This window comes from Flaviflexus salsibiostraticola (assembly GCF_003952265.1).
Lineage (GTDB): Bacteria > Actinomycetota > Actinomycetes > Actinomycetales > Actinomycetaceae > Flaviflexus > Flaviflexus salsibiostraticola.
Map to the genome: position 1 here is coordinate 494,131 of NZ_CP034438.1, position 20,152 is coordinate 514,282.

Genomic DNA, 20,152 nt, shown 5'->3' on the forward strand with positions numbered 1-20,152 from the left:
GCGCCACAGCGCAGAGACAACTGAATAACGGGTTCGGCCTAACCGGGTCGGATCTCCTTTAACTACCGTCCTGTGAGGCGGCAAGGAGTCCACATGAGTCAACGAACTGTCATGAACGAGGGCGACATCCATCGTTCGATCACCCGCATGGCGCACGAGATCATCGAGCGCAACGAGGGAGCAGAGAACGTCATTCTGCTCGGCATCCCCTCCCGCGGTGTTCCCCTCGCGCACCGGCTCTCCGAGGCGATCGAGAAGGCGGGCGGCGGACACGTCGACGTCGGCTCGCTCGATGTGACGATGCACCGCGACGATCTGCGCCGCAACCCAACGAGAGCACCAGCTCCCACTCTGATTCCCGATGATGGGATCGATGACATGATCGTCGTCCTCGTCGATGATGTCCTCTACTCCGGCCGGACGATCCGGGCCGCCCTCGATGCGCTGACGAGCATCGGCCGCCCCACCGCCGTCCAGCTCGCCGTCCTCGCCGACCGCGGCCACCGTGAGCTGCCGATCCGGGCCGACTACGTGGGTAAGAACCTGCCCACCTCCCGCTCCGAGCGGGTCTACGTCCATGTCGCCGACGTCGACGACGCCGATGCGGTCATCATCGAGGACCCCCGGTGAAGCACCTCCTCTCTGCCGGCGAGCTCGATCTCGCCGAGGCCCTCACCATCCTCGACACGGCGGAGACGATGCGGGACACGAATAAGCGCTCGATCCGGAAGCTGCCCGCGCTGGCGGGCCGGACGATCGCCATCATGTTCTTCGAGGACTCGACCCGCACTCGTCTCTCCTTCGAAGCCGCCGCGAAGCGGCTCTCCGCTGATGTGCTGAACTTCAGCGCGAAAGGCTCCTCCCTGTCGAAGGGGGAGTCGCTCAAGGACACGGCCCAGACGCTTGCGGCCATGGGTGCTGAGGCGTTCGTCATGCGGCATTCCGCCTCCGGCGCCGCCCACCGGCTCGCCCACTCGGGCTGGATCGATGCCCCCGTCATCAACGGCGGCGATGGCACCCACCAGCACCCGACCCAGGCCCTGCTCGATGCGTTCACGATGAGGCGTCACCTCGTCGGTGCGGACAGGCTCGGTCAGGACCTCGCGGGTAAGAAGATCGTCATCGTCGGCGACATCCTCCATTCCCGTGTGGCCCGGTCCAACCTCGACCTGCTGACGACGCTCGGCGCCGAGGTCACCCTCGTCGCACCGCCGACCCTTCTCCCGGTCGGGATCGAGGGCTGGAACGCGACGATCAGGTACAGCCTGGACGAGGCGATCGAGGATGGCCCGGACGGCATCATGATGCTCCGCGTCCAGCACGAGCGCATGACAGGCGCCGGGGGCGGCTTCTTCCCCTCCCCGGAGGAGTACCACCGCCTCTACGGTCTCAACATGGAGCGGATGAACAGGCTCCCCGACCACACGATCCTTCTCCACCCCGGCCCCATGAACAGGGGCCTGGAGATCTCGGCCGAGGCGGCCGACCAGGACCGCTCCGTCGTCCTCGAGCAGGTCGAGAACGGCGTCTATATCCGAATGGCAGTGCTTTATCTGACCCTGGCCAACGAGGCGGCAGCATGATCCTCTTCACGAACGCATCCATCCTCGGCACACAGACGGCCGATATCCGCATCGACGGCGAGACCATCACCGAGATCGGTCAGGGCCTCGACCCGGCCGGCGCCGAGGTCATCGACGCCACGGGCCTCATCGCCCTCCCCGGCCTCGTCGATCTCCACACGCACCTGCGCCAGCCGGGCCACGAGGATGCCGAGACGGTCCTGTCCGGGACGAAGGCCGCGGCCGCGGGCGGCTTCACCTGCGTCCACGCCATGGCGAACACGACCCCGACCCAGGACACGGCCGGTGTCGTCGAGCAGGTCGGCAAGCTCGGCAAGAAGGCCGGCTATGCCTATGTGCAGCCGGTCGGCGCCGTCACCGTCGGCCTCAAGGGCGAGAAGCTTGCCGAGCTCGAGGCCATGTACGAGAGCCGGGCGAACGTCACGATGTTCTCCGACGATGGCATGTGCGTCTCGGACCCGGTGCTCATGCGCCGCGCCCTCGAGTACGTGCGCACCTTCGGCGGCGTCATCGCCCAGCACGCGCAGGAGCCCCGCCTGACGGAGGGTGCGCAGATGCACGAGGGGGAGGTGTCGGCCGAGATTGGCCTGGCCGGATGGCCGGCGGTGGCCGAGGAGTCGATCATCGCCCGTGACTGCCTGCTCGCCAAGCATGTCGGCTCCCGCCTCCACGTGCTCCACGTGTCGACAAAGGGCAGCGTCGACATCATCCGCTGGGCCAAGGGTCTCGGCATCGATGTCACGGCCGAGGCGACGCCCCACCACATCTCCCTCGATCACACCCGGGCACGCACCTACGATCCCCGATTCAAGGTCAACCCTCCGCTGCGAACCGATGAGGACATCGATGCGCTCAAGGCCGGCCTCGCGGACGGGACGATCGACACGATCGGCACGGACCACGCACCCCACCCGGTCGAGGCGAAGGACTGCGAATGGGGGGCTGGGGCGTTCGGCATGACCGGACTCGAGACAGCCCTCGCTGTCGTCCATAAGGAACTGGTCGCGCCCGGCCTCCTCGACTGGGCCGATGTTGCCCGCGTCATGTCGACCAAGCCCGCCGAGATCGGCCGCATGGCCGACCAGGGCAGGCCCATCGCCGTCGGCGAACCCGCCAACCTCTGCTTCTACAATCCGGACAAACCGGTCACGGTGCGTGGAAAGGAGCAGAATACGAAGTCGACGAACACCCCGTGGGAGGGCATGACCCTTCCCGGGCAGGTCACGCACACTGTGTTTCGCGGCCGCATCACGTGCCGCGAAGGAAAGGTCACCGAATGAGAGAACCAGCGCTCCTCGTCCTTGAGGACGGAACGATCTTCCGCGGCAGGGCCTGGGGCAGGCGAGGCCGAACCACCGGCGAGATCGTCTTCTCCACGGCCATGACCGGCTACCAGGAGACCTTCACCGACCCGTCCTATCACCGCCAGATCGTCGTCATGACCGCCCCCCACATCGGGAACACGGGCGTCAACGCCGCGGACAGCGAATCGGATCGCGTGTGGACCGCGGGCGTCGTCGTCCGTGACCCCGCCCGCCGCGCCTCCTCGTGGCGCGCCGAGGGCGAGCTCGAGGACTACCTCATCGAGCACGACGTCGTCGGGATCTGCGAGGTCGACACCCGTGCGATCACCCGCCACATCCGCGAGCGGGGTGCCATGCGGGCAGGGATCTTCTCCGCCTCGGCACTCCCGGCAGGTGCCGAGACCGGCACCCAGCAGGCGCTCGACATTCTCCTCGGCCTCGTCAACGACTCCCCGGCCATGGCCGGCGCTGAGCTCGCCTCCGACGTGTCGACGACGTCCGCGTATGTCGTCGAGCCGCGGGGTGACTTCGCCGAGCCCGTGGCCCGGATCGTCGCGGTCGACCTCGGGATCAAGAACCGTACCCCCTGGCAGTTCGCCGAGCGCGGCGTCGAGGTCACAGTCGTCCCGGCCACCGTCACGCTCGCCGAGGTCCGTGAGCTCGCCCCCGACGGGGTGTTCTTCTCGAACGGCCCGGGTGACCCGGCGACGGCGGATGCTCAGATCGAGCTGCTGCGGGGCGTGCTCGATGCGGGGATCCCGTTCTTCGGGATCTGCTTCGGCAACCAGCTGCTCGGCCGCGCCCTCGGGTTCGGCACGTACAAGCTCGAATACGGTCACCGCGGCGCCAACCAGCCCGTTCTCGACCGTGAGACGGGCCGGGTCGAGATCACGGCCCACAACCATGGCTTCGCGGTCGACCTGCCCGTCGATGAGGCGACGCAGGCCCCGTACGCGGATGGCAGGTACGGCAGGGTCGCGGTCAGCCACGTGTCCCTCAACGACGGCGTCGTCGAGGGCATCCAGTGCCTCGACATTCCCGCCTTCTCCGTCCAGTTCCACCCCGAGGCGGCCGCCGGCCCCCACGACGGCGAGCACCTGTTCGATCGTTTCATCTCGCTCATGAAGGAGGTGGGCTGATGCCCCGCCGCGACGATATCTCATCCGTCCTCGTCATCGGCTCCGGGCCGATCGTCATCGGCCAGGCCGCCGAGTTCGATTACTCGGGCACCCAGGCGTGCCGCGTCCTGCGCGAGGAGGGTCTGCGCGTCATCCTCGTCAACTCGAACCCGGCGACGATCATGACCGACCCTGAGCTCGCCGACGCGACGTACGTTGAGCCGATCCGAGCCGATGTGCTGACCTCGATCATCGAGAAGGAGCGCCCCGACGCGCTCCTGCCCACCCTCGGCGGGCAGACCGCCCTCAACGCCGCGGTCGAGCTCTCCGAGCTCGGCGTCCTCGAGAAGTACGGCGTCGAGCTCATCGGTGCCCGCCTCGAGGCCATCCAGGCCGGTGAGGACCGTGAGGAGTTCAAGAAGGTCGTCGAGAAGTGCGGCGCCGAATCGGCCCGCTCCGAGATCTGCCACACGATCGAGGAGTGCCTGGCCGCCGCCGAGCGGCTGAGCTACCCCGTCGTCGTCCGCCCGAGCTTCACGATGGGCGGGCTCGGCTCGGGCTTCGCCTGGAACGAGGAGGACCTGCGCCGGATCGCCGGCGCCGGCCTCCACTACTCGCCCTCGACCGAGGTCCTCCTCGAGGAGTCGATCCTCGGCTGGAAGGAGTTCGAGCTCGAGATCATCCGGGACCAGGCCGACAACTGCGTCGTCGTCTGCTCGATTGAGAACGTCGACCCCGTCGGCGTCCACACGGGCGACTCGATCACCGTCGCGCCCTCTCTCACCCTGACCGACCGCGAGTACCAGAACCTCCGGGACATCGGCATCGCCGTCATCCGTGAGGTCGGCGTCGACACGGGCGGCTGCAACATCCAGTTCGCCGTCGACCCGGCCACCGGCCGCGTCGTCGTCATCGAGATGAACCCGCGAGTCTCCCGGTCTTCCGCGCTCGCCTCGAAGGCAACGGGCTTCCCGATCGCGAAGATCGCGGCGCGCCTCGCGCTCGGCTACACGCTCGACGAGATCCGCAACGACATCACGGGCACGACGCCCGCGTCGTTCGAGCCCTCGATCGACTACGTCGTCGTCAAGATCCCGCGCTTCGCCTTCGAGAAGTTCCCGGCGGCCGACAACGGACTGACGACCACGATGAAGTCCGTGGGCGAGGCCATGGCCCTCGGCCGCAACTACGCCGAGGCCCTTCAGAAGGCTATGCGGTCGATCGACAAGAGGGATTCGTCCTTCCGGTGGGACACCGACGAGACCCTCGAGGAGCTGCTCGAGCAGGCCCACGAGGCGACCGAGCATCGGCTCCACGTGGTCCAGCGGGCCCTGTTCCGCGGGGCGAGCATCGAGCAGATGTTCGAGATCACAAAGATCGACCCGTGGTTCCTCGACCAGCTCGTCCTCATCAACGAGATCGCCGCCGAGGTGCGGGACGCCCCCGCCCTCGACGCGGACCTGCTCGGCCACGCGAAGCGCCACGGGTTCTCCGATGCTCAGATCGCCCAGCTTCGGCACATGGGGGAGGAGGCTGTCCGGGAGATCCGGCACGCCTACGCCCTCCACCCCGTCTACAAGACGGTCGACACGTGCGCGGCGGAGTTCGCCTCCTCGACGCCTTACCACTACTCGAGCTACGACCTCGAGAGCGAGGTCGCGCCGCGCGAGCGGCCGGCCGTCATCATCCTCGGCTCGGGGCCGAACAGGATCGGGCAGGGTATCGAGTTCGACTACTCCTGCGTCCACGCGACACTTGCGCTGCGTGACACGTACGAGACGGTCATGATCAACTGCAACCCCGAGACCGTCTCGACGGACTATGACATGTCGGACCGGCTCTACTTCGAGCCGCTCACGCTCGAGGATGTCCTCGAGGTCTATCGGGCGGAATGCGAGGCGGGCCCCGTTGCCGGCATGATCGTCCAGCTCGGCGGGCAGACACCCCTCTCGCTCGCGGCCGACCTCAAGGCCGCCGGCGTCCCGATCCTCGGCACGTCCCCGGAGGCGATCCACTTCGCTGAGGACCGCGGCGAGTTCGGCGGCGTCCTCGCCGAGGCGGGCCTGCCGGCCCCGGCCTTCGGCACGGCGATGACCGACCATCAGGCGATCGAGACCGCGGAGGAAATCGGGTACCCCGTGCTCGTCCGCCCCTCGTACGTGCTCGGCGGGCGCGGCATGGAGATCGTCTTCGACGAGGAGCAACTGCGCGGCTACCTGGCCCGCATGGTCGGCGAGGGTGGGGATGCGAACCGCAGGGTCGCCCCGCTCCTCATCGACAAGTTCCTCGACGATGCGATCGAGATCGACGTCGACGCCCTCTACGACGGCGAGGAGCTGTTCCTCGGCGGGATCATGGAGCACATCGAGGAGGCCGGCATCCACTCCGGTGACTCGGCCTGCGTCCTGCCCCCGCTCACGTTCGGCCAGCCGATGATCGACCGGATCCGCCGCTCGACCGAGGCGATCGCCGCCGGGGTCGGGGTTCGCGGCCTGCTCAACATCCAGTACGCGCTCGTCTCCGACATCCTCTACGTCATCGAGGCGAACCCGCGTGCGTCGCGGACCGTGCCGTTCGTCGCGAAGGCGACGGGTGTCCCGCTCGCGAAGGCGGCCACGAGGATCATGACCGGCGAGTCCATCGCCGACCTGCGGACCGCCGGGCTGTTGCCGGAGCAGGATGCCGGGCGGGTCGAGATCGACCCGGTGACGGCCGTCAAGGAGGCCGTGCTGCCCTTCAAGAGGTTCGCGACCCACGATGGTCGGATCGTCGATTCTCTCCTCAGCCCCGAGATGAGGTCAACCGGTGAGGTCATGGGCCTCGACTCGACCTTCCCGCTCGCCTTCGCCAAGTCCCAGGCGGCCGCCTACGGCGGCCTGCCGACCTCGGGAACCGTGTTCGTGTCCGTCGCCGACCGCGACAAGGGCTCGATCATCTTCCCCGTCATCGGCCTTGTCGAGATGGGCTTCGAGGTCTGTGCGACAACCGGGACGGCGGCCCTGCTCCGCCGGTACGGCGTGCCCGCCTCCGAGGTGCGCCGGAACTCCGCGGGTCGCGGTCCCAACGGTGAGCCGACGATCTCCGACCTCATCACGGCCGGCGAGATCGACATGGTCGTCAACACCCCCTCCGGCTCCGGCACCCGTGCCGACGGCTACGAGATCAGGGCGGCGACAACGGCGGCCGACAAGCCGATCATGACGACGGTCCAGCAGTTTGGCGCCGCCGTCCAGGCCATGCAGGCGATGACGAACTTCGAGGTCACGTCGCTGCAGGAGCACACGGCGAGGCGGGTCGGTTGACCTTCGCACGTCGGCTCGCAGCCGCCCAGGAGCAGTTCGGCGCCGTCTGTGTCGGAGCCGATCCCCACGCCTCGATCCTCGAGGCGTGGGGGCTGCCCGACAGCCCGGCGGGCCTCGCCCGGTTCGCCGACATCTTCACGGAGGCCTTCAGCGGCTCGGTCGCCTCGATCAAGCCGCAGGTCGCCTTCTTCGAGCGGCACGGCTCGGCCGGTCTCGCAGTCCTCGAGAACCTCATCGGGGCCTTCCGGGAGGCCGGCACCCTCGTCATTGCCGACGCGAAGCGCGGTGACATCGGGTCGACGATGGCGGGGTATGCGCAGGCGTGGCTGGGGGAGGGGCCGCTCGGCTCCGACGCGGTCACCCTCAGCCCCTACCTCGGGGTCGGCGCCCTCGCGCCGGCCTTCGACCTCGCGGCCGAGAACGGCCGGGGCGTCTACGTCCTCGCCGTCACCTCGAACCCGGAGGGTGCGTCCATTCAGGGCGCAGGTGTGCCGCCTGTCGCTCAGACGGTCATCGATGAGCTCGGCGCCTGGAACGACCGCCTGTGGCCCGGGCAGGCCGGCTCCATCGGCGCCGTCGTTGGCGCGACGGCGGGGCCGAGGCTCGCCCAGTGGGGCATCTCGCTGGAGCCGCTCCACGGCCTCATCCTCGCGCCCGGGGTCGGCGCACAGGGCGCCACACGCGCCGAGGCGGAGGCCCTGGCGGTCGGAAATCTGCTGTCGGTACCCGTATCGCGTGGAATCCTTCGTGCCGGTCCGGACATGTCCAGCCTAAAAGATTCCCATCTCACATTTTAATGTCCGACACCCCAGATTCTGCCCTGGTAATCTAGCGGTGCTCAGGGAGCCTGAGCACTATTCGTCGTCGTGCACAATGACCGTGCATTGGAAGTTTGGAGCATCAATGGCACTTCCCTCCCTCACGCCCGAACAGCGACAGGCAGCTCTCGAGAAGGCGGCCGTGGCCCGCAAGAAGCGAGCTGAGCTGAAGAAGTCCCTGAAGGCGGGAGAGGTCCGGCTGAGCGACGTGCTCGAACTCGCGCAGACCGATGAGGTCATCGCCAAGCTTCGCGTGTCGGCACTGCTGGAGTCGATGCCCGGCATCGGCATCGCCAAGGCCCGCGCGATCATGGACCGCACGAGCATCTCGTCCTCGCGCCGCGTCGGCGGACTCGGCCCCCACCAGCGGGCGGCCCTCATCTCGATCTTCTGCTAGTGAAGACACGGGCCTTCGTCATCTGCGGCCCGACTGCGGTCGGCAAGGGGACTGTCATCCGGCAGCTCCTCGCCCGCGAGCCGAACATCTGGCTCTCGATCTCGGCCACGACGCGCCAGCCCCGCGAGGGTGAGATCGACGGGGTCCATTACTTCTTCGTGACCCCGGAGGAGTTCGACGATCTCGTCGAGGCGGGCGACATGCTCGAGTGGGCGACCGTGCACGGCGTCAACCGGTACGGCACACCGCGGCGGCCCGTCCTCGACGCGATTGAGGCTGGCCGTGATGTCCTCCTCGAGGTCGATCTTGCCGGCGCCCGACAGGTGCGTGAGTCCTTCCCTGAGGCGGTCCAGATCTTCATCGCACCGCCGACGTTCGAGGATCTCGAACGGCGCCTCGAGACACGCGGCACCGAGGGTCCCGCCGAGCGGGCCCGCAGGCTCGAGACGGCGCGAGTGGAGTTGGCGGCGGCAGACGAGTTCGACCACATCGTCGTCAACGACGACGTGGCACGGGCCACCGATGAGATCCTGTCGATTATGTCGAGCATCAGATAGACTGAATCGCTGAGCAATCGGAAAGGCTGACATGTACGGAACCGTTCCAGAGCCGGAAGGCATCACCGACCCTCCCATCGACGATCTTCTTGAAAAGGTCGACTCGAAGTACGCGCTCGCCGTGTACGCCGCTGACCGCGCACGTCAGATCAACGACTACCGCCAGGAGCTGATGTCCGCCGACGGCAACGTCGTCCATGTCGGACCGCTCGTGGCCTCCGACCCGGAGGAGAAGGCCCTGTCGATCGCGCTGCGCGAGATCGTCGAAGACAAGCTCATCCTCGATCAGCCCACAGACTGATGTCGGAGATGGTTGAACGGGCCCACGGTGATACCGCGGGCCCGTCTCGCATAGTCCTTGGGGTGACGGGCGGCATCGCCGCCTACAAGTCCGCGATCGTGGCCCGCCTCCTCATGAAGGCGGGTCATGACGTCCGCATCGTCCCGACCGAGTCGGCGCTCAAGATGGTGGGGGAGACGACCTTCGCCGCCCTCACGGGCCGCCCCGTCCATACGACGGTGTGGGATGACGCCGAGGGCGTCGAGCATGTCCGCGTCGGCGCCGAGGCCGACCTCATCGTCATCGCCCCCGCGACGGCCAACACGATCGCCAAGCTCGCCGCGGGTATCGCCGACAACCTCCTGACCGCGACGGCGCTCGTCGCCACGTGCCCGATCATGATCGCCCCGGCCATGCACACGCAGATGTGGAACCATCCGGCGACCCAGGCGAATGTGGCGACCCTGCGCGAGCGGGGCGTCCGCGTGCTCGAACCGGCCGAGGGCCGCCTCACCGGCGCCGACTCCGGTGTCGGCAGACTGCCCGAGCCCGAGCACATCGTCCAGGCCGCGCTCGGCCTCCTGTACGACCAGGATCTCGAGGGCGAGCGGTACGTCATCTCCGCCGGCGGCACCCGCGAGCCGATCGATCCCGTCCGCTTCCTCGGCAATCGCTCGACCGGCCGCTTCGGTGTCGCCCTCGCTCTCGCCGCGGCTCACCGCGGTGCGGACGTCGACCTCGTCGCCTGCAACGTCGACGCTGCCCTGCTGCCGCACCACCCGAGGATCACCATCCACGCGGCCGGCACGGCGCTTGAGCTGCGCGAGCGGATGCTCGGGCTCGCACCGTGCGCGCAGGTCCTCATCATGACCGCGGCGGTCGCCGACTTCCGGCCCGCGACGACGACGGACTCGAAGGTGAAGAAGGGCGGCTCCGTGCCCGATTTCGAGCTCGTCGAGAACCCGGATATCCTCAAGGGCCTCGCAGCCGACCGCTCGCACGGCGCGTTCGTCGTCGGCTTCGCCGCGGAGACGGGCGATGAGGGTGGGAGTGTCCTCGACTATGGCCGGGCCAAGGCGCGGGCCAAGGGCGCCGACCTCCTCGTCGTCAACCGGGTCGGCGAGACCGCCGGGTTCGGCGACGTCGACACCGCGATCACGATCCTCGACTCGGCGGGCGAAACCCGGTCCGACGCGGCGGGGACGAAGTCTCAGATGGCGGGAGTCGTCATCGACACGATCTCTTCTGCCAGAAAGGGCGTTTAGGCTTGTCAACCGTGCAGCCTTTTACTTCTGAATCAGTCACAGCCGGCCACCCCGATAAGGTCTGTGATCTCATCTCCGACCGGATCCTCGACGCCATCATCGCGAAGGACCCGGACGCGCGCGTCGCCATCGAGACGATGGTGACGACCGGACTCGTCCATGTCGCCGGCGAGCTCAACACGACCTCGTACGTCGAGATCCCGCAGATCGTCCGCGAGGCCCTGCTCGATCTCGGCTACAACAGCTCCGAGGTCGGCTTCGACGGCCGCTCCTGCGGTGTGTCCGTCTCGATCGGCCAGCAGTCCCCAGACATCTACGACGGCGTCCACACCTCACTCGAGGCCCGCCAGTCCACGAACGAGGTCGACAAGTACTCCCGCGAGGGCGCGGGCGACCAGGGTCTCATGTTCGGCTACGCGACGAACGAGACCGACGTCCTCATGCCGATGCCGATCTTCCTCGCCCACCGCCTCGCCGAGACGCTGACCGCGGTCCGTCAGGATGGCACGGTCCGCGGGCTCCGCCCCGACGGCAAGACCCAGGTGACGATCAACTACGACGAGTCCGACAAGCCGGTCTCGGTCGACACGGTAGTCGTCTCCTCCCAGCACGACGAGAACGTCACGCAGGAGGAGCTCCACCGGGAGATCACCGCGCACGTCATCACCCCCGTCCTCGACCGCTACGCCCCGAACCTCGACCGGACGGGCATGAAGATCCTCGTCAACCCGTCGGGACGCTTCGTGATCGGCGGCCCCATGTCGGACGCCGGGCTGACCGGCCGGAAGATCATCGTCGACACGTACGGCGGCATGGCCCGCCACGGCGGCGGCGCCTTCTCCGGCAAGGACCCGTCGAAGGTTGACCGCTCGGCCACGTACGCGGCCCGCTGGGTCGCGAAGAACATCGTTGCCGCCGGTCTCGCCGAGCGGTGCGAGGTCCAGGTCGCCTACGCGATCGGCCAGGCGCACCCCGTCTCGGTCCGCGTCGACACGTTCGGCACGAACACGGTCCCGGTCGAGAAGATCACGAAGGCGGTCGACAAGGTCTTCGACCTCAAGCCGCTCGCGATCATCGACCAGCTGCGGCTCAAGCGCCCCATCTACGCCCAGACGTCCTCCTACGGTCACTTCGGTCGCGAGCTGCCCGACTTCACGTGGGAGCAGACCGACCGCGTCGAGGCGCTCCGCTCCGCCATCGAGTCCCTGTGACGTGGTGAGATAGCGGCGTGGACGACGCTCTCTTCGACCTGCCGACACAGCCCGCCCTGCTTCCCGCAGAGCGGGCTGTTCGCACTGTCGACAGCACGGTCGAGAACCCCATCGCCCGCGTCATTCTCGATACCCCCTTTTCGTGGCCCGACAGGGACTACGACTACCTCGTCCCCGAGAAGCTCGCCGAGGCAGCCGTCCCGGGCGTCCGGGTCCGGGTCCAGTTCGGGGCGAAGCGCCTGACCGGCTTCCTGCGGGAGCGGGGCACGACAACGGACGCGACCTCGCTCAAGCCGCTCCTCGGAGTCCTCGGCGAGCCGGTTGTCACACCCGAACTGTTCGACCTTGCCGACCGGATTGCCGCCCGCAATGTGTGCTCACGGCACGATGTGCTGCGCGGCGCGGTGCCCCCGCGCCACGCCCGCGCCGAGAAGGCCATCACCGCCCTCGGGCAGGCGTCCTTCGCGCACATTGAGGCACCCGAGCCGTCCCCGCTCGGCGGGCTCGATCTGACGGCAGGGACGGAGCTGCTTGTCCCCGCCGGACGGTCGACGTGGGAGGCGGTCGCCTGGTCGGCCCAGGCCGCCCTCGCCGCCGGCAGCGCCGTCCTCATCGTCGTTCCGACCTCGCTCGAGGTCGACCGGGCCAGGGCGGCGATCAGCGATCGCCTGCCCGGGGAGCCGATCGCCCTCATCGAGGCGGGCACCTCCCCGGAGACCCGCTACCGACACTTCCTCTCGGCCAAGACGGGACGCGCCCGCATCGTCCTCGGCACCCGTGCCGCCGCCTTCGCACCGGTCGACGCCGGCCTCCTCATCGTCGTCGACGAACAGAATGATGCGATGAGGGACAAGCGCAGCCCGTACATGTGGGCCGATGAGGTGCTGCGGATGAGGGGAGAGGGGCGGGCTCTTCTTCGGTTCAGCTTCCCCCCGAGGATCCACCGGTCACGGCCGCGAATGGTCGCGGGCGGGGTGTGGCCGACCGTGACGCGGGCCGAGCAGTGGGCGGGGGACCAGCGCGGACTCCTGCCGCCGGCGGCCTTCGCCACGATCCGCCGCGGGCTCGAGACCGGCCCCGTCATCGTCTCCGCGCCACGGGCCGGATACGTGCCGGCCCTGGCCTGTCAGCGGTGCGGGAAGAAGGCGGTGTGCCAGCAGTGCGGCACGAGCCTCGCCGTGCCGACCCCGGGCACCCCCGCCTCCTGTGGGACCTGTGGGAGTTCGACCTGGCGGTGCGCATGCGGGTCGTCCGACCTGCGGGCCGTGGCGCGGGGCTCGACCCGCGTCGCCCAGGAGCTCGCCGCCGCCTTCCCCGGCGTCGGAGTCGAATCGGTGCGCAGCGCCGCCCAGGACTCCACCCTCCCCATCGTCATCGCCACCCCCGGTGCGGAGCCGGACCGCGAATTCGCAGCCGGCGTCATCCTTGATGCCGGGTCGAGGCTTGCCAGCCTCTCGCTCGATGCGGAGATCGAGGCGGTCGGCCGGTGGGCACGGGTTGCCAGCCGCGTCTCCCAGCACGTGCTCCTCACTGGGGGAGTGCCACCGCACCTCGCCGAGGCGCTCGCCACCCGCAGCATCGACTTCATCGAGCCCCTCGTGGAGGAACGGGAGGCCCTCGGCCAGCCGCCCTTCCACCGGTGGTTCGCGATCTCCGGGCAGCGAGCCGACGTCCAGCGGCTTCTCGGCGGCATCGCCGCCCGGCTTGAGGGCGAGGCGCCCCCCGAGCAGGGCATCGCCGCCCTCCTGACGGGCGGCGGGCGCCAGGTCTTCGCCGCCGGCATCCACATCGTCGGCCCGGTTGAGGATGCTGAGGGAGTGACGCTCCACCTTCATGAGGAGGCGCCCGCGGAGCGTCTCGCCGGCGTCCTGCGGGCGACCCTTCAGGACCTTGGTCAGATGGCGGTGCGGATCGAGGCGGATCCGATCATCTGAGCTCGCGGTGGGGGCGATGGTGCGGTGGTGCCGACCCACCACCAGACCGGATTCCGGCTGGATTGGTCCTTCGTCTCAGAGAGTCGGGTCGCCCTCGGCGAACTCGAACGTGACGCGAATGTCGGGATCGACGGCGGTGACGATGCCCGTATAGAAGGCCTCGGCCTGATCCTCGAGCAGGTCCCTGTTCGCGTTGACGTGGGTGTCGACGTTCTGCTCGTTGAGGATCTGGTTGATGACCTCCGGCTCATCAATGTCGGGGGAGACCCAGCTCAGCGCCCCGTTATCCTCGAGCGCCGTCTTGAATGTGATGTCATCGTGGCCGATGAAGATGAACTCGGGAACGGTGATGTGGAGGCCGTCCCCGCCGCGCTGCTCGATCTCGACCTCCTCGCCATTGATGCCGAGCTTCGCCTGGAAGTTGTATTGAAGGAAGAGCACCCTGCCGCTGCCGGGAACATTGCGGCCGAAGACCGTGCGGGAGACTCGCTCCTCGGCGATCCCCTGAATCCCCAGACCCAGCAGAACGATCTCTTCGTTCCTCTCAAGCGAATTGACGACCAGGCTGTGGTTGGTCTGCTCCTGGGTGCCGAACAGTGTGGGAAAGGGATTCGGCAGGAGCATGCCGACGGCAAGCGCGGCCACTGCCGCGACTCCGATGGGCCAGAGGCGGAGAGGCCTTCTGTCCTGCCGGGTCCGGCCCTGCGTTGATGTGTCGACCACGCTGTCTCCATTCCGCGCGCCACTCTGCACGCTCTACAGGCCAAGATAGCCGACGGTCGTCAACCCGGCGCGACGTTTGGATGCCTGACATATCAGGACGTGGCCGTGAGGGGCGCGGAGCAGTGGCGTCTGGGAAGACTCACCCGAAGCCCGAGAAGCATCACCCGGAGCCCAGTCGACATCGCCTGCGCCTCGGCTCGCCCAGGTCGTTGATCTGGTGGACCGTAGAATGAGCCCATGCGCATCATCTTCGCCGGCACCCCGGCCACCGCCGTACCGTCGCTCGTCCGCCTCGCCGAGGAGCACGAGATCGTCGCCGTCCTCACGAGGGCGCCCGCCCCTGTGGGCAGGAGGCGCGTGCTCACGCCCTCACCGGTTGAGGCGAAGGCACGTGAGCTCGGCATCGACGTCCTCACGCCCACCACGCTCAAGGACCCAGCGGTCCACGAGCAGCTCGCGGAGCTGAACCCGGAGATCGTCGCCGTCGTCGCCTACGGCCTCATCATTCCTGAAGCGCTGCTGGCGGTGCCCGCCCACGGCTGGATCAACCTCCATTACTCCCTCCTGCCGCAGTGGCGGGGCGCGGCCCCCGTTCAATACGCGGTCGCCGCCGGTCAGCGGACGACCGGGATCGCGACCTTCCAGATCGAGACAGGCCTCGACACGGGGCCGGTGTACGACATGGCGGAGGTTGAGATCGGTCACCGTGAGACCGCCGGCGAGCTGCTCGACCGGCTCTCGGAGATGGGGGCCGACCTGCTCGCCACGACCCTCGCCGCCATCGCCGATGGGACGGCACGCGCCGTGCCCCAGGAGGGTGAGCCGACCTACGCTCCGCAGCTGAAAGCCGCCGACGGGCAGCTCGACCTCAGCCGCACAGCGGCCGAGCTCGACGCTCAGATCCGCGGTTTCACGCCCGCGCCGGGCGCGTGGACGACGTGGCACGGGGATCGCGTGAAGATCGGACCGGCGGAACCGGTCGATGTCGATCTGCCCGTCGGGCAGATCTCCGTCGGCGAGGATGTGCTCCTGGGAACGGGCGCCGGCTCACTGAAACTCGACCGGATCGCGCCCCCGGGAAAGCCGTGGATGAGGGCGGCCGACTGGGGGAGAGGACTGCGTGAGGCGGTAGTCTGGGGCTCATGACTGACAGACCGACGAACTGGCGCCCAGGGCGCATGGAATCAGATCCAGCACGGCTCGTGGCCCTCGATGTGCTCGAGCAGGTCCGCGACGGTGCGTACGCGAATATCGCTCTTCCCGCGACGCTGCAGAAGGCCGGTCTGACGGGGCGGGGCCGGGGCTTCGCCACCAATCTGACGTACGGCACGCTGAGGATGATGGGCAGGTGGGACGCGATCATCGAGCGCTGCGTCCAGGGCCGGCCGTTCGAGGAGATCGATCCCCTCGTCGTCGACATTCTCCGACTCGGCGCGCACCAGATCCATGGCCTCGACGTGCCGATCCATGCGGCCATGAATGAGACGGTCAACCTTGCCCGCAACGAGGCCGGCTCAGGCGCCTCGGGCTTCGTCAATGCCGTCATGCATCGCATCAGCGAGCGCACCTCGGCCGAATGGGATGAGGTCCTCGCCACGGACCTCGCCCCGCAGGGACCCCGGGCGGTCCTCGCCGCACAGACCTCCCACCCCGAATGGATCCTCGAGGTCTATGAGAAGTCGCTCGAGGCCTCGGGCCGCACGGTCGATGATCTCGGTGATGTGCTCGCCGCCAACAACGAGCCCGCCCGCGTCGCCATCGCACCGCGCACCGTCTCCCGGGAGACCGTTGTCCGCGACGCCGAGGACGCCCGTGCAACCCCGACCGAGGGATCGCTCCTCGAGGAGGCTGTTGTCCTCGAGCGGGGTAACCCGGGCCGGATGCAGTCGATCCGGGACCACAGCGCGGGTGTGCAGGATGAGGGCTCCCAGCTCGTCGCCCACCTCGTCATCGAGGCACCTCTCGAGGGCCGGGACACGGAGTGGCTCGACATGTGTGCGGGTCCCGGCGGGAAGACCGCGACGATGGCGGCGCTCGCCGACCCTGCCGTCACGATCTTCGCCAACGAGCTGCACGGGCACCGTCTCGACCTTGTGGCGAACGCCATCGAGCCCTTCGGTGACGCCGTCATCCTCCGCGAGGGCGACGCGCGCTCGATCGGCGAGCCGGGACGCTTCGACCGAGTCCTCGTCGACGTTCCCTGTTCGGGCCTCGGGTCGCTCCGCCGCCGGCCGGAGGCCCGCTGGCGCAAGACGTACGAGGATGCGGAGGGGATGACGGACCTCCAGGTGGGCCTCCTCGAGGCCGCAATCGAGTCCGCCCGTCCCGGCGGCCTCATCTGCTACTCGACGTGCTCACCCGATGTGCGGGAGACGCGGGAGATCGTCGACCGGTTCACGGACCGGGTCGAGGTTCTCGATGCGGTCGAGATCGCACGCCGCATCGTCAAGCCTGGGTCTTTGGACACGATCACCGGTCCGTATCTCCAGCTGTGGCCGGATGAGCATGATACGGACGCGATGTTCGCCGCTCTCCTCATCAAGAAGTGAGAAACTGGGAACCATGAGCATTCTGATCTCCCCCTCCATCCTCAACTCCGACATCGGCAACCTTGCCGGCGAGCTCAACAGGATCTCGAACGCGGACTGGGCCCACGTCGACGTCATGGACAACCATTTCGTTCCGAACCTCACGTGGGGCATTCCCGTCATCGAGGCCGCGAAGAAGTACTCGCCGGTCCCGATCGACGCGCACCTCATGATCGCCAACCCGGACCGCTGGGTGCCGGGCTTTGTCGAGGCCGGTGCGGACTCGGTCACGTTCCACGCCGAGGCTGTCGCGGCCCCAATCCGTCTGGCACGCGAGGTTCGTGCGATGGGAGCCAGGGCCGGTATTGCCCTCAACCCCGCCACCCAGATCGACGACTACATCGACATCCTCGATGAGTTCGACATGGTCCTGTGCATGACGGTCGAGCCGGGCTTCGGCGGGCAGCCGTTCATCGCGAGCGTCATGCCGAAGGTCGCGCGCCTGCGCGAGCTCATCAACAAGAAGGGCCTCGAGACCTGGATCCAGGTCGACGGCGGCGTCAGCGCCGACACGATCGCCCAGGCGGCCGAGGCCGGCGCGAACAACTTCGTCGCAGGGTCTGCCGTGTACAAGGCTGAGGACGCCGCGAACGCGGTCGATACGCTGCGTGAGTTGGCTCGCAGTCACAGTCATTGACGAGATGCTACGATAGAGGCGTGTTTCGGGGTCGGTGAAAGTCCGAGCCGGCGGTGATAGTCCGCGACCCGCGCAAGCGGTTGATGGGGTGAAACTCCCCAACCGACGGTGAAAGTCCGGATGGGAGAAACACGCCTGGCTGTCGCGCCCAACGTGCGCGACGCGTGCCCGCTGTCCCCGAAGTGCGCGGAGGACAGTTGCGACACTTCGCACCGATCGTATTCGGGCTGCTGGTGCTGGCCCTGTGGTGGTCCGTCGCCGAAGCGGGCGCGGTCCCGACATACTTCCTTCCCCACCCCATGCGCGTGTGGGACACCCTCTGGGCCGGCCTGACCGACGGCTACCTCATCCTCGCTGCCCGTGAGACTCTCATCGCAGCCCTCTTCGGCTGCATCGCCGCCACCCTCATCGGGATTCCGCTCGGCTACCTGATCGCCCGCTCCCGCATCGTCGCGGCCACGCTCGGCCCGTACCTGGCCGCCTCGCAGGCCGTCCCGGCCGTCGCCCTCGCCCCGCTCCTCGTCATCTGGCTCGGCTACGGCCTCCTGCCGATCACCGTGCTGTGCACGATCATCGTCATCTTCCCCGTCGTCATCTCCACCGCCCTCGGGATCCGCGAACTCGATCAGGACATCATCGACGCGGCGAGGCTCGACGGGGCAGGCAGGCTCGACCTTGTTCGGCGGATTGAGATGCCGCTGGCGCTGCCCTCGATTCTCGCCGGCATCAGGACCGGCTTCACCCTCTCCATCACCGGCGCCGTCGTCGGCGAGATGGTCATGGGCGGGGATGGGCTCGGTGCGGCCCTCTCGAAGGGGCAGGGTTCCACGGCGAACGTGGCCCAGCTGTTCGCCGTCATCGCCATCCTCATCGTCCTCGCTGTTGGAATCTATCTCCTCCTCACCTACGTCGAGCGTGTGCTCGACATCAGAAAGGGAATCTCATGAAAAAAATCCTCGCGGCCCTCACGGCCGTCGCCCTCCTCGGTGCCTGCGGCGCCGACACGGATGAGGCCGAATCGGTGACCGTCGGCATGTCCTACGTGCCGGACGTCCAGTTCTTCCCGTTCTACGTGGCCGACGACCAGGGCTTCTTCGAGGATGCCGGTGTCGACGTCACCCTCCGCCATCACGGCGCGCAGGAGCCACTCTTCACGGCACTCACCACGGGTGAAGAGGATGTCCTCTTCGCCGGTGGGGACGAGGTTATGTACGCGAGGGCCGAGGGGATCGACGCCGTCAACTTCGCCACCCTCTACCAGGAGTACCCCGTCACCCTCATCGTCCCCGAGGACTCCGACATCATGAGCCCGGCCGACCTCGAGGGCCGCAGCGTCGGGCTCCCGGGGGAGTATGGCGCGAATTGGTTCGGTCTGCTCGCCATGCTGGATCAGTACGACCTTGAGGATGTCGACGTCCAGAGCATCGGCTTCACGCAGATGGCGGCTCTGACCCGCGGGGACGTCGACGCCGTCATCGGCTTCGTCAACAACGACGCTGTGGCGATGGAGTCGCAGGGCTTCGACGTGCGCACTATCGACCTCGCACCGAACCTGCCCCTCATCGGCCCCGGCCTCACCGCGAGGGGTGACTCGTTCGACGAGCTCTCCGACGCCTACGTCGGGATCCTCGACGGCGTCGAGAAGGCGATCGATTTCGCCGCCGAGAACCCCGAGGAGACCCTCGACATCGTGACGAAGTACGTGCCCGGCATGAGCGACCCCGAGGCGCGTGCCGCCGCTGAGCTGACCTTCACCGCGACCCTGCCCCTCTACCAGGGCGATGGCACGGTCGGCATCCAGGACACCGAGCGGTGGGCAGCGATGAGCGAGTTCATGCACTCCGCCGGCATCATCTCGACCGAGGTTCCCGCGGATGAGGCGATGACGACGCAGATCGTCGACGCACGATGAGAGCCTGCTGAGAGGGGTCCCGCACATCATGTGCGGGACCCCTCCTTGTCTGCCCCCGATCCTGACCTCCTCGACAACCGCAAGGACAGGGACCATGACGGACCCGCGACGGCGTGGTCTGGCGACAGGTGATGCTCGCTGAGAAGAGGGCGGCACGGCGGGGCATGTAGGGGAGTGGGGCTGGTGATGCGCGATTCGGCTCTCTTCCTGGGCGCGGGGTGAGGACTGCGGCCGATGCGCATAGACTGGGCGCGTGAAGAACTTCGAAGAACTGTTCGCTGAACTCAGCCAGAAGGCCCAGGAGCGCCCCGAGGGGTCGGGCACCGTCAAGGAGCTCGATGCCGGGATCCATACGATCGGGAAGAAGCTCCTTGAGGAGGCGGGCGAGGTCTGGATCGCGGCCGAGTACGAGTCGGACGAGCAGGTCGCCCTCGAAGCATCTCAACTCCTCTACCACCTCCAGGTCATGCTCATCGCCAGGGATCTGACCCTGGACGACGTCTACCGCTACCTCTAAGGACTT

General features: G+C 68.0%; 19 protein-coding genes and 1 riboswitch. Of the genes, 18 read left to right on the forward strand and 1 reads right to left on the reverse strand.

Features of this window, described 5'->3' with window-relative positions; genetic code table 11:
* Nucleotides 1–93 precede the first annotated feature (93 nt).
* The 12 genes from pyrR (at nt 94) to EJO69_RS02380 (ending at nt 13,769) form a co-directional block, all read left to right on the forward strand.
* Entirely contained in the window at nt 94–630 is a 537-nt protein-coding gene (gene pyrR / locus EJO69_RS02325) for a bifunctional pyr operon transcriptional regulator/uracil phosphoribosyltransferase PyrR (RefSeq protein ID WP_126038699.1), read from the forward strand.
* The gene (locus EJO69_RS02330; protein WP_126038701.1) at nt 627–1,583 is read left to right on the forward strand and encodes an aspartate carbamoyltransferase catalytic subunit; all 957 of its coding nucleotides are present in this window, start codon (nt 627–629) and stop codon (nt 1,581–1,583) included. Before pyrR ends, EJO69_RS02330 begins: the two co-directional genes overlap by 4 nt.
* Nucleotides 1,580–2,863 carry a dihydroorotase gene (locus tag EJO69_RS02335; protein ID WP_126038703.1) on the forward strand — a complete coding sequence of 428 codons (1,284 nt, stop codon included), beginning with the start codon at nt 1,580–1,582 and terminating at the stop codon, nt 2,861–2,863. Before EJO69_RS02330 ends, EJO69_RS02335 begins: the two co-directional genes overlap by 4 nt.
* Nucleotides 2,860–4,026, forward strand: a complete 1,167-nt coding sequence (gene carA / locus EJO69_RS02340) for a glutamine-hydrolyzing carbamoyl-phosphate synthase small subunit (RefSeq protein ID WP_126038706.1) — start codon at nt 2,860–2,862, stop codon at nt 4,024–4,026. The genes EJO69_RS02335 and carA overlap by 4 nt, the downstream gene beginning before the upstream one ends.
* A complete protein-coding gene (carB, locus tag EJO69_RS02345) occupies nt 4,026–7,307 on the forward strand; it encodes a carbamoyl-phosphate synthase large subunit (RefSeq protein ID WP_126038709.1) in 3,282 nt (1,093 codons plus the stop codon). Before carA ends, carB begins: the two co-directional genes overlap by 1 nt.
* Entirely contained in the window at nt 7,304–8,104 is an 801-nt protein-coding gene (pyrF, locus tag EJO69_RS02350; protein WP_126038711.1) for an orotidine-5'-phosphate decarboxylase, read from the forward strand. The genes carB and pyrF overlap by 4 nt, the downstream gene beginning before the upstream one ends.
* A gap of 106 nt (nt 8,105–8,210) precedes the next feature.
* Complete coding sequence (mihF, locus tag EJO69_RS02355) at nt 8,211–8,522, forward strand: integration host factor, actinobacterial type (protein ID WP_126038714.1); 312 nt, start codon at nt 8,211–8,213, stop codon at nt 8,520–8,522.
* Nucleotides 8,516–9,079 carry a guanylate kinase gene (gene gmk / locus EJO69_RS02360; RefSeq protein WP_425454741.1) on the forward strand — a complete coding sequence of 188 codons (564 nt, stop codon included), beginning with the start codon at nt 8,516–8,518 and terminating at the stop codon, nt 9,077–9,079. The genes mihF and gmk overlap by 7 nt, the downstream gene beginning before the upstream one ends.
* A 31-nt stretch (nt 9,080–9,110) precedes the next feature.
* Nucleotides 9,111–9,380, forward strand: a complete 270-nt coding sequence (gene rpoZ, locus EJO69_RS02365) for a DNA-directed RNA polymerase subunit omega (protein ID WP_126038719.1) — start codon at nt 9,111–9,113, stop codon at nt 9,378–9,380.
* An 8-nt stretch (nt 9,381–9,388) separates the two neighbouring features.
* Nucleotides 9,389–10,624, forward strand: a complete 1,236-nt coding sequence (gene coaBC, locus EJO69_RS02370; RefSeq protein ID WP_126038722.1) for a bifunctional phosphopantothenoylcysteine decarboxylase/phosphopantothenate--cysteine ligase CoaBC — start codon at nt 9,389–9,391, stop codon at nt 10,622–10,624.
* 11 nt (nt 10,625–10,635) lie between these two features.
* Nucleotides 10,636–11,835 (forward strand): methionine adenosyltransferase, encoded by a 1,200-nt coding sequence (gene metK, locus EJO69_RS02375; RefSeq protein WP_245993722.1) that lies wholly within the window; start codon nt 10,636–10,638, stop codon nt 11,833–11,835.
* Between the two features lie 17 nt (nt 11,836–11,852).
* Nucleotides 11,853–13,769 carry a primosomal protein N' family DNA-binding protein gene (locus EJO69_RS02380; RefSeq protein WP_126038728.1) on the forward strand — a complete coding sequence of 639 codons (1,917 nt, stop codon included), beginning with the start codon at nt 11,853–11,855 and terminating at the stop codon, nt 13,767–13,769.
* A 75-nt stretch (nt 13,770–13,844) separates the two neighbouring features.
* Here the strand turns inward: EJO69_RS02380 and EJO69_RS02385 are convergent, their stop codons facing one another.
* Complete coding sequence (locus EJO69_RS02385; protein ID WP_126038731.1) at nt 13,845–14,492, reverse strand: hypothetical protein; 648 nt, start codon at nt 14,490–14,492, stop codon at nt 13,845–13,847.
* Between the two features lie 237 nt (nt 14,493–14,729).
* Between EJO69_RS02385 and fmt the strand changes: the two genes are divergently transcribed.
* The 6 genes from fmt (at nt 14,730) to EJO69_RS02415 (ending at nt 20,146) form a co-directional block, all read left to right on the forward strand.
* On the forward strand, nt 14,730–15,638 hold the full coding sequence (gene fmt, locus EJO69_RS02390; RefSeq protein ID WP_126038734.1) for a methionyl-tRNA formyltransferase: 909 nt from the start codon (nt 14,730–14,732) through the stop codon (nt 15,636–15,638).
* On the forward strand, nt 15,635–17,041 hold the full coding sequence (locus EJO69_RS02395; protein ID WP_126038737.1) for a transcription antitermination factor NusB: 1,407 nt from the start codon (nt 15,635–15,637) through the stop codon (nt 17,039–17,041). The genes fmt and EJO69_RS02395 overlap by 4 nt, the downstream gene beginning before the upstream one ends.
* Before the next feature lie 13 nt (nt 17,042–17,054).
* Nucleotides 17,055–17,717 carry a ribulose-phosphate 3-epimerase gene (gene rpe, locus EJO69_RS02400; RefSeq protein ID WP_126038739.1) on the forward strand — a complete coding sequence of 221 codons (663 nt, stop codon included), beginning with the start codon at nt 17,055–17,057 and terminating at the stop codon, nt 17,715–17,717.
* A 17-nt stretch (nt 17,718–17,734) separates the two neighbouring features.
* A riboswitch (FMN riboswitch) is annotated at nt 17,735–17,853 on the forward strand.
* A 61-nt stretch (nt 17,854–17,914) separates the two neighbouring features.
* The gene (locus tag EJO69_RS02405; protein ID WP_281272847.1) at nt 17,915–18,664 is read left to right on the forward strand and encodes an ABC transporter permease; all 750 of its coding nucleotides are present in this window, start codon (nt 17,915–17,917) and stop codon (nt 18,662–18,664) included.
* Nucleotides 18,661–19,629, forward strand: coding sequence for an ABC transporter substrate-binding protein (locus EJO69_RS02410; protein ID WP_126038742.1), 969 nt, complete (start codon nt 18,661–18,663; stop codon nt 19,627–19,629). The genes EJO69_RS02405 and EJO69_RS02410 overlap by 4 nt, the downstream gene beginning before the upstream one ends.
* A gap of 253 nt (nt 19,630–19,882) precedes the next feature.
* Nucleotides 19,883–20,146: a phosphoribosyl-ATP diphosphatase gene (locus tag EJO69_RS02415; RefSeq protein ID WP_126038745.1), complete on the forward strand. Its 264-nt coding sequence runs from the start codon at nt 19,883–19,885 to the stop codon at nt 20,144–20,146.
* Nucleotides 20,147–20,152: the final 6 nt, after the last annotated feature.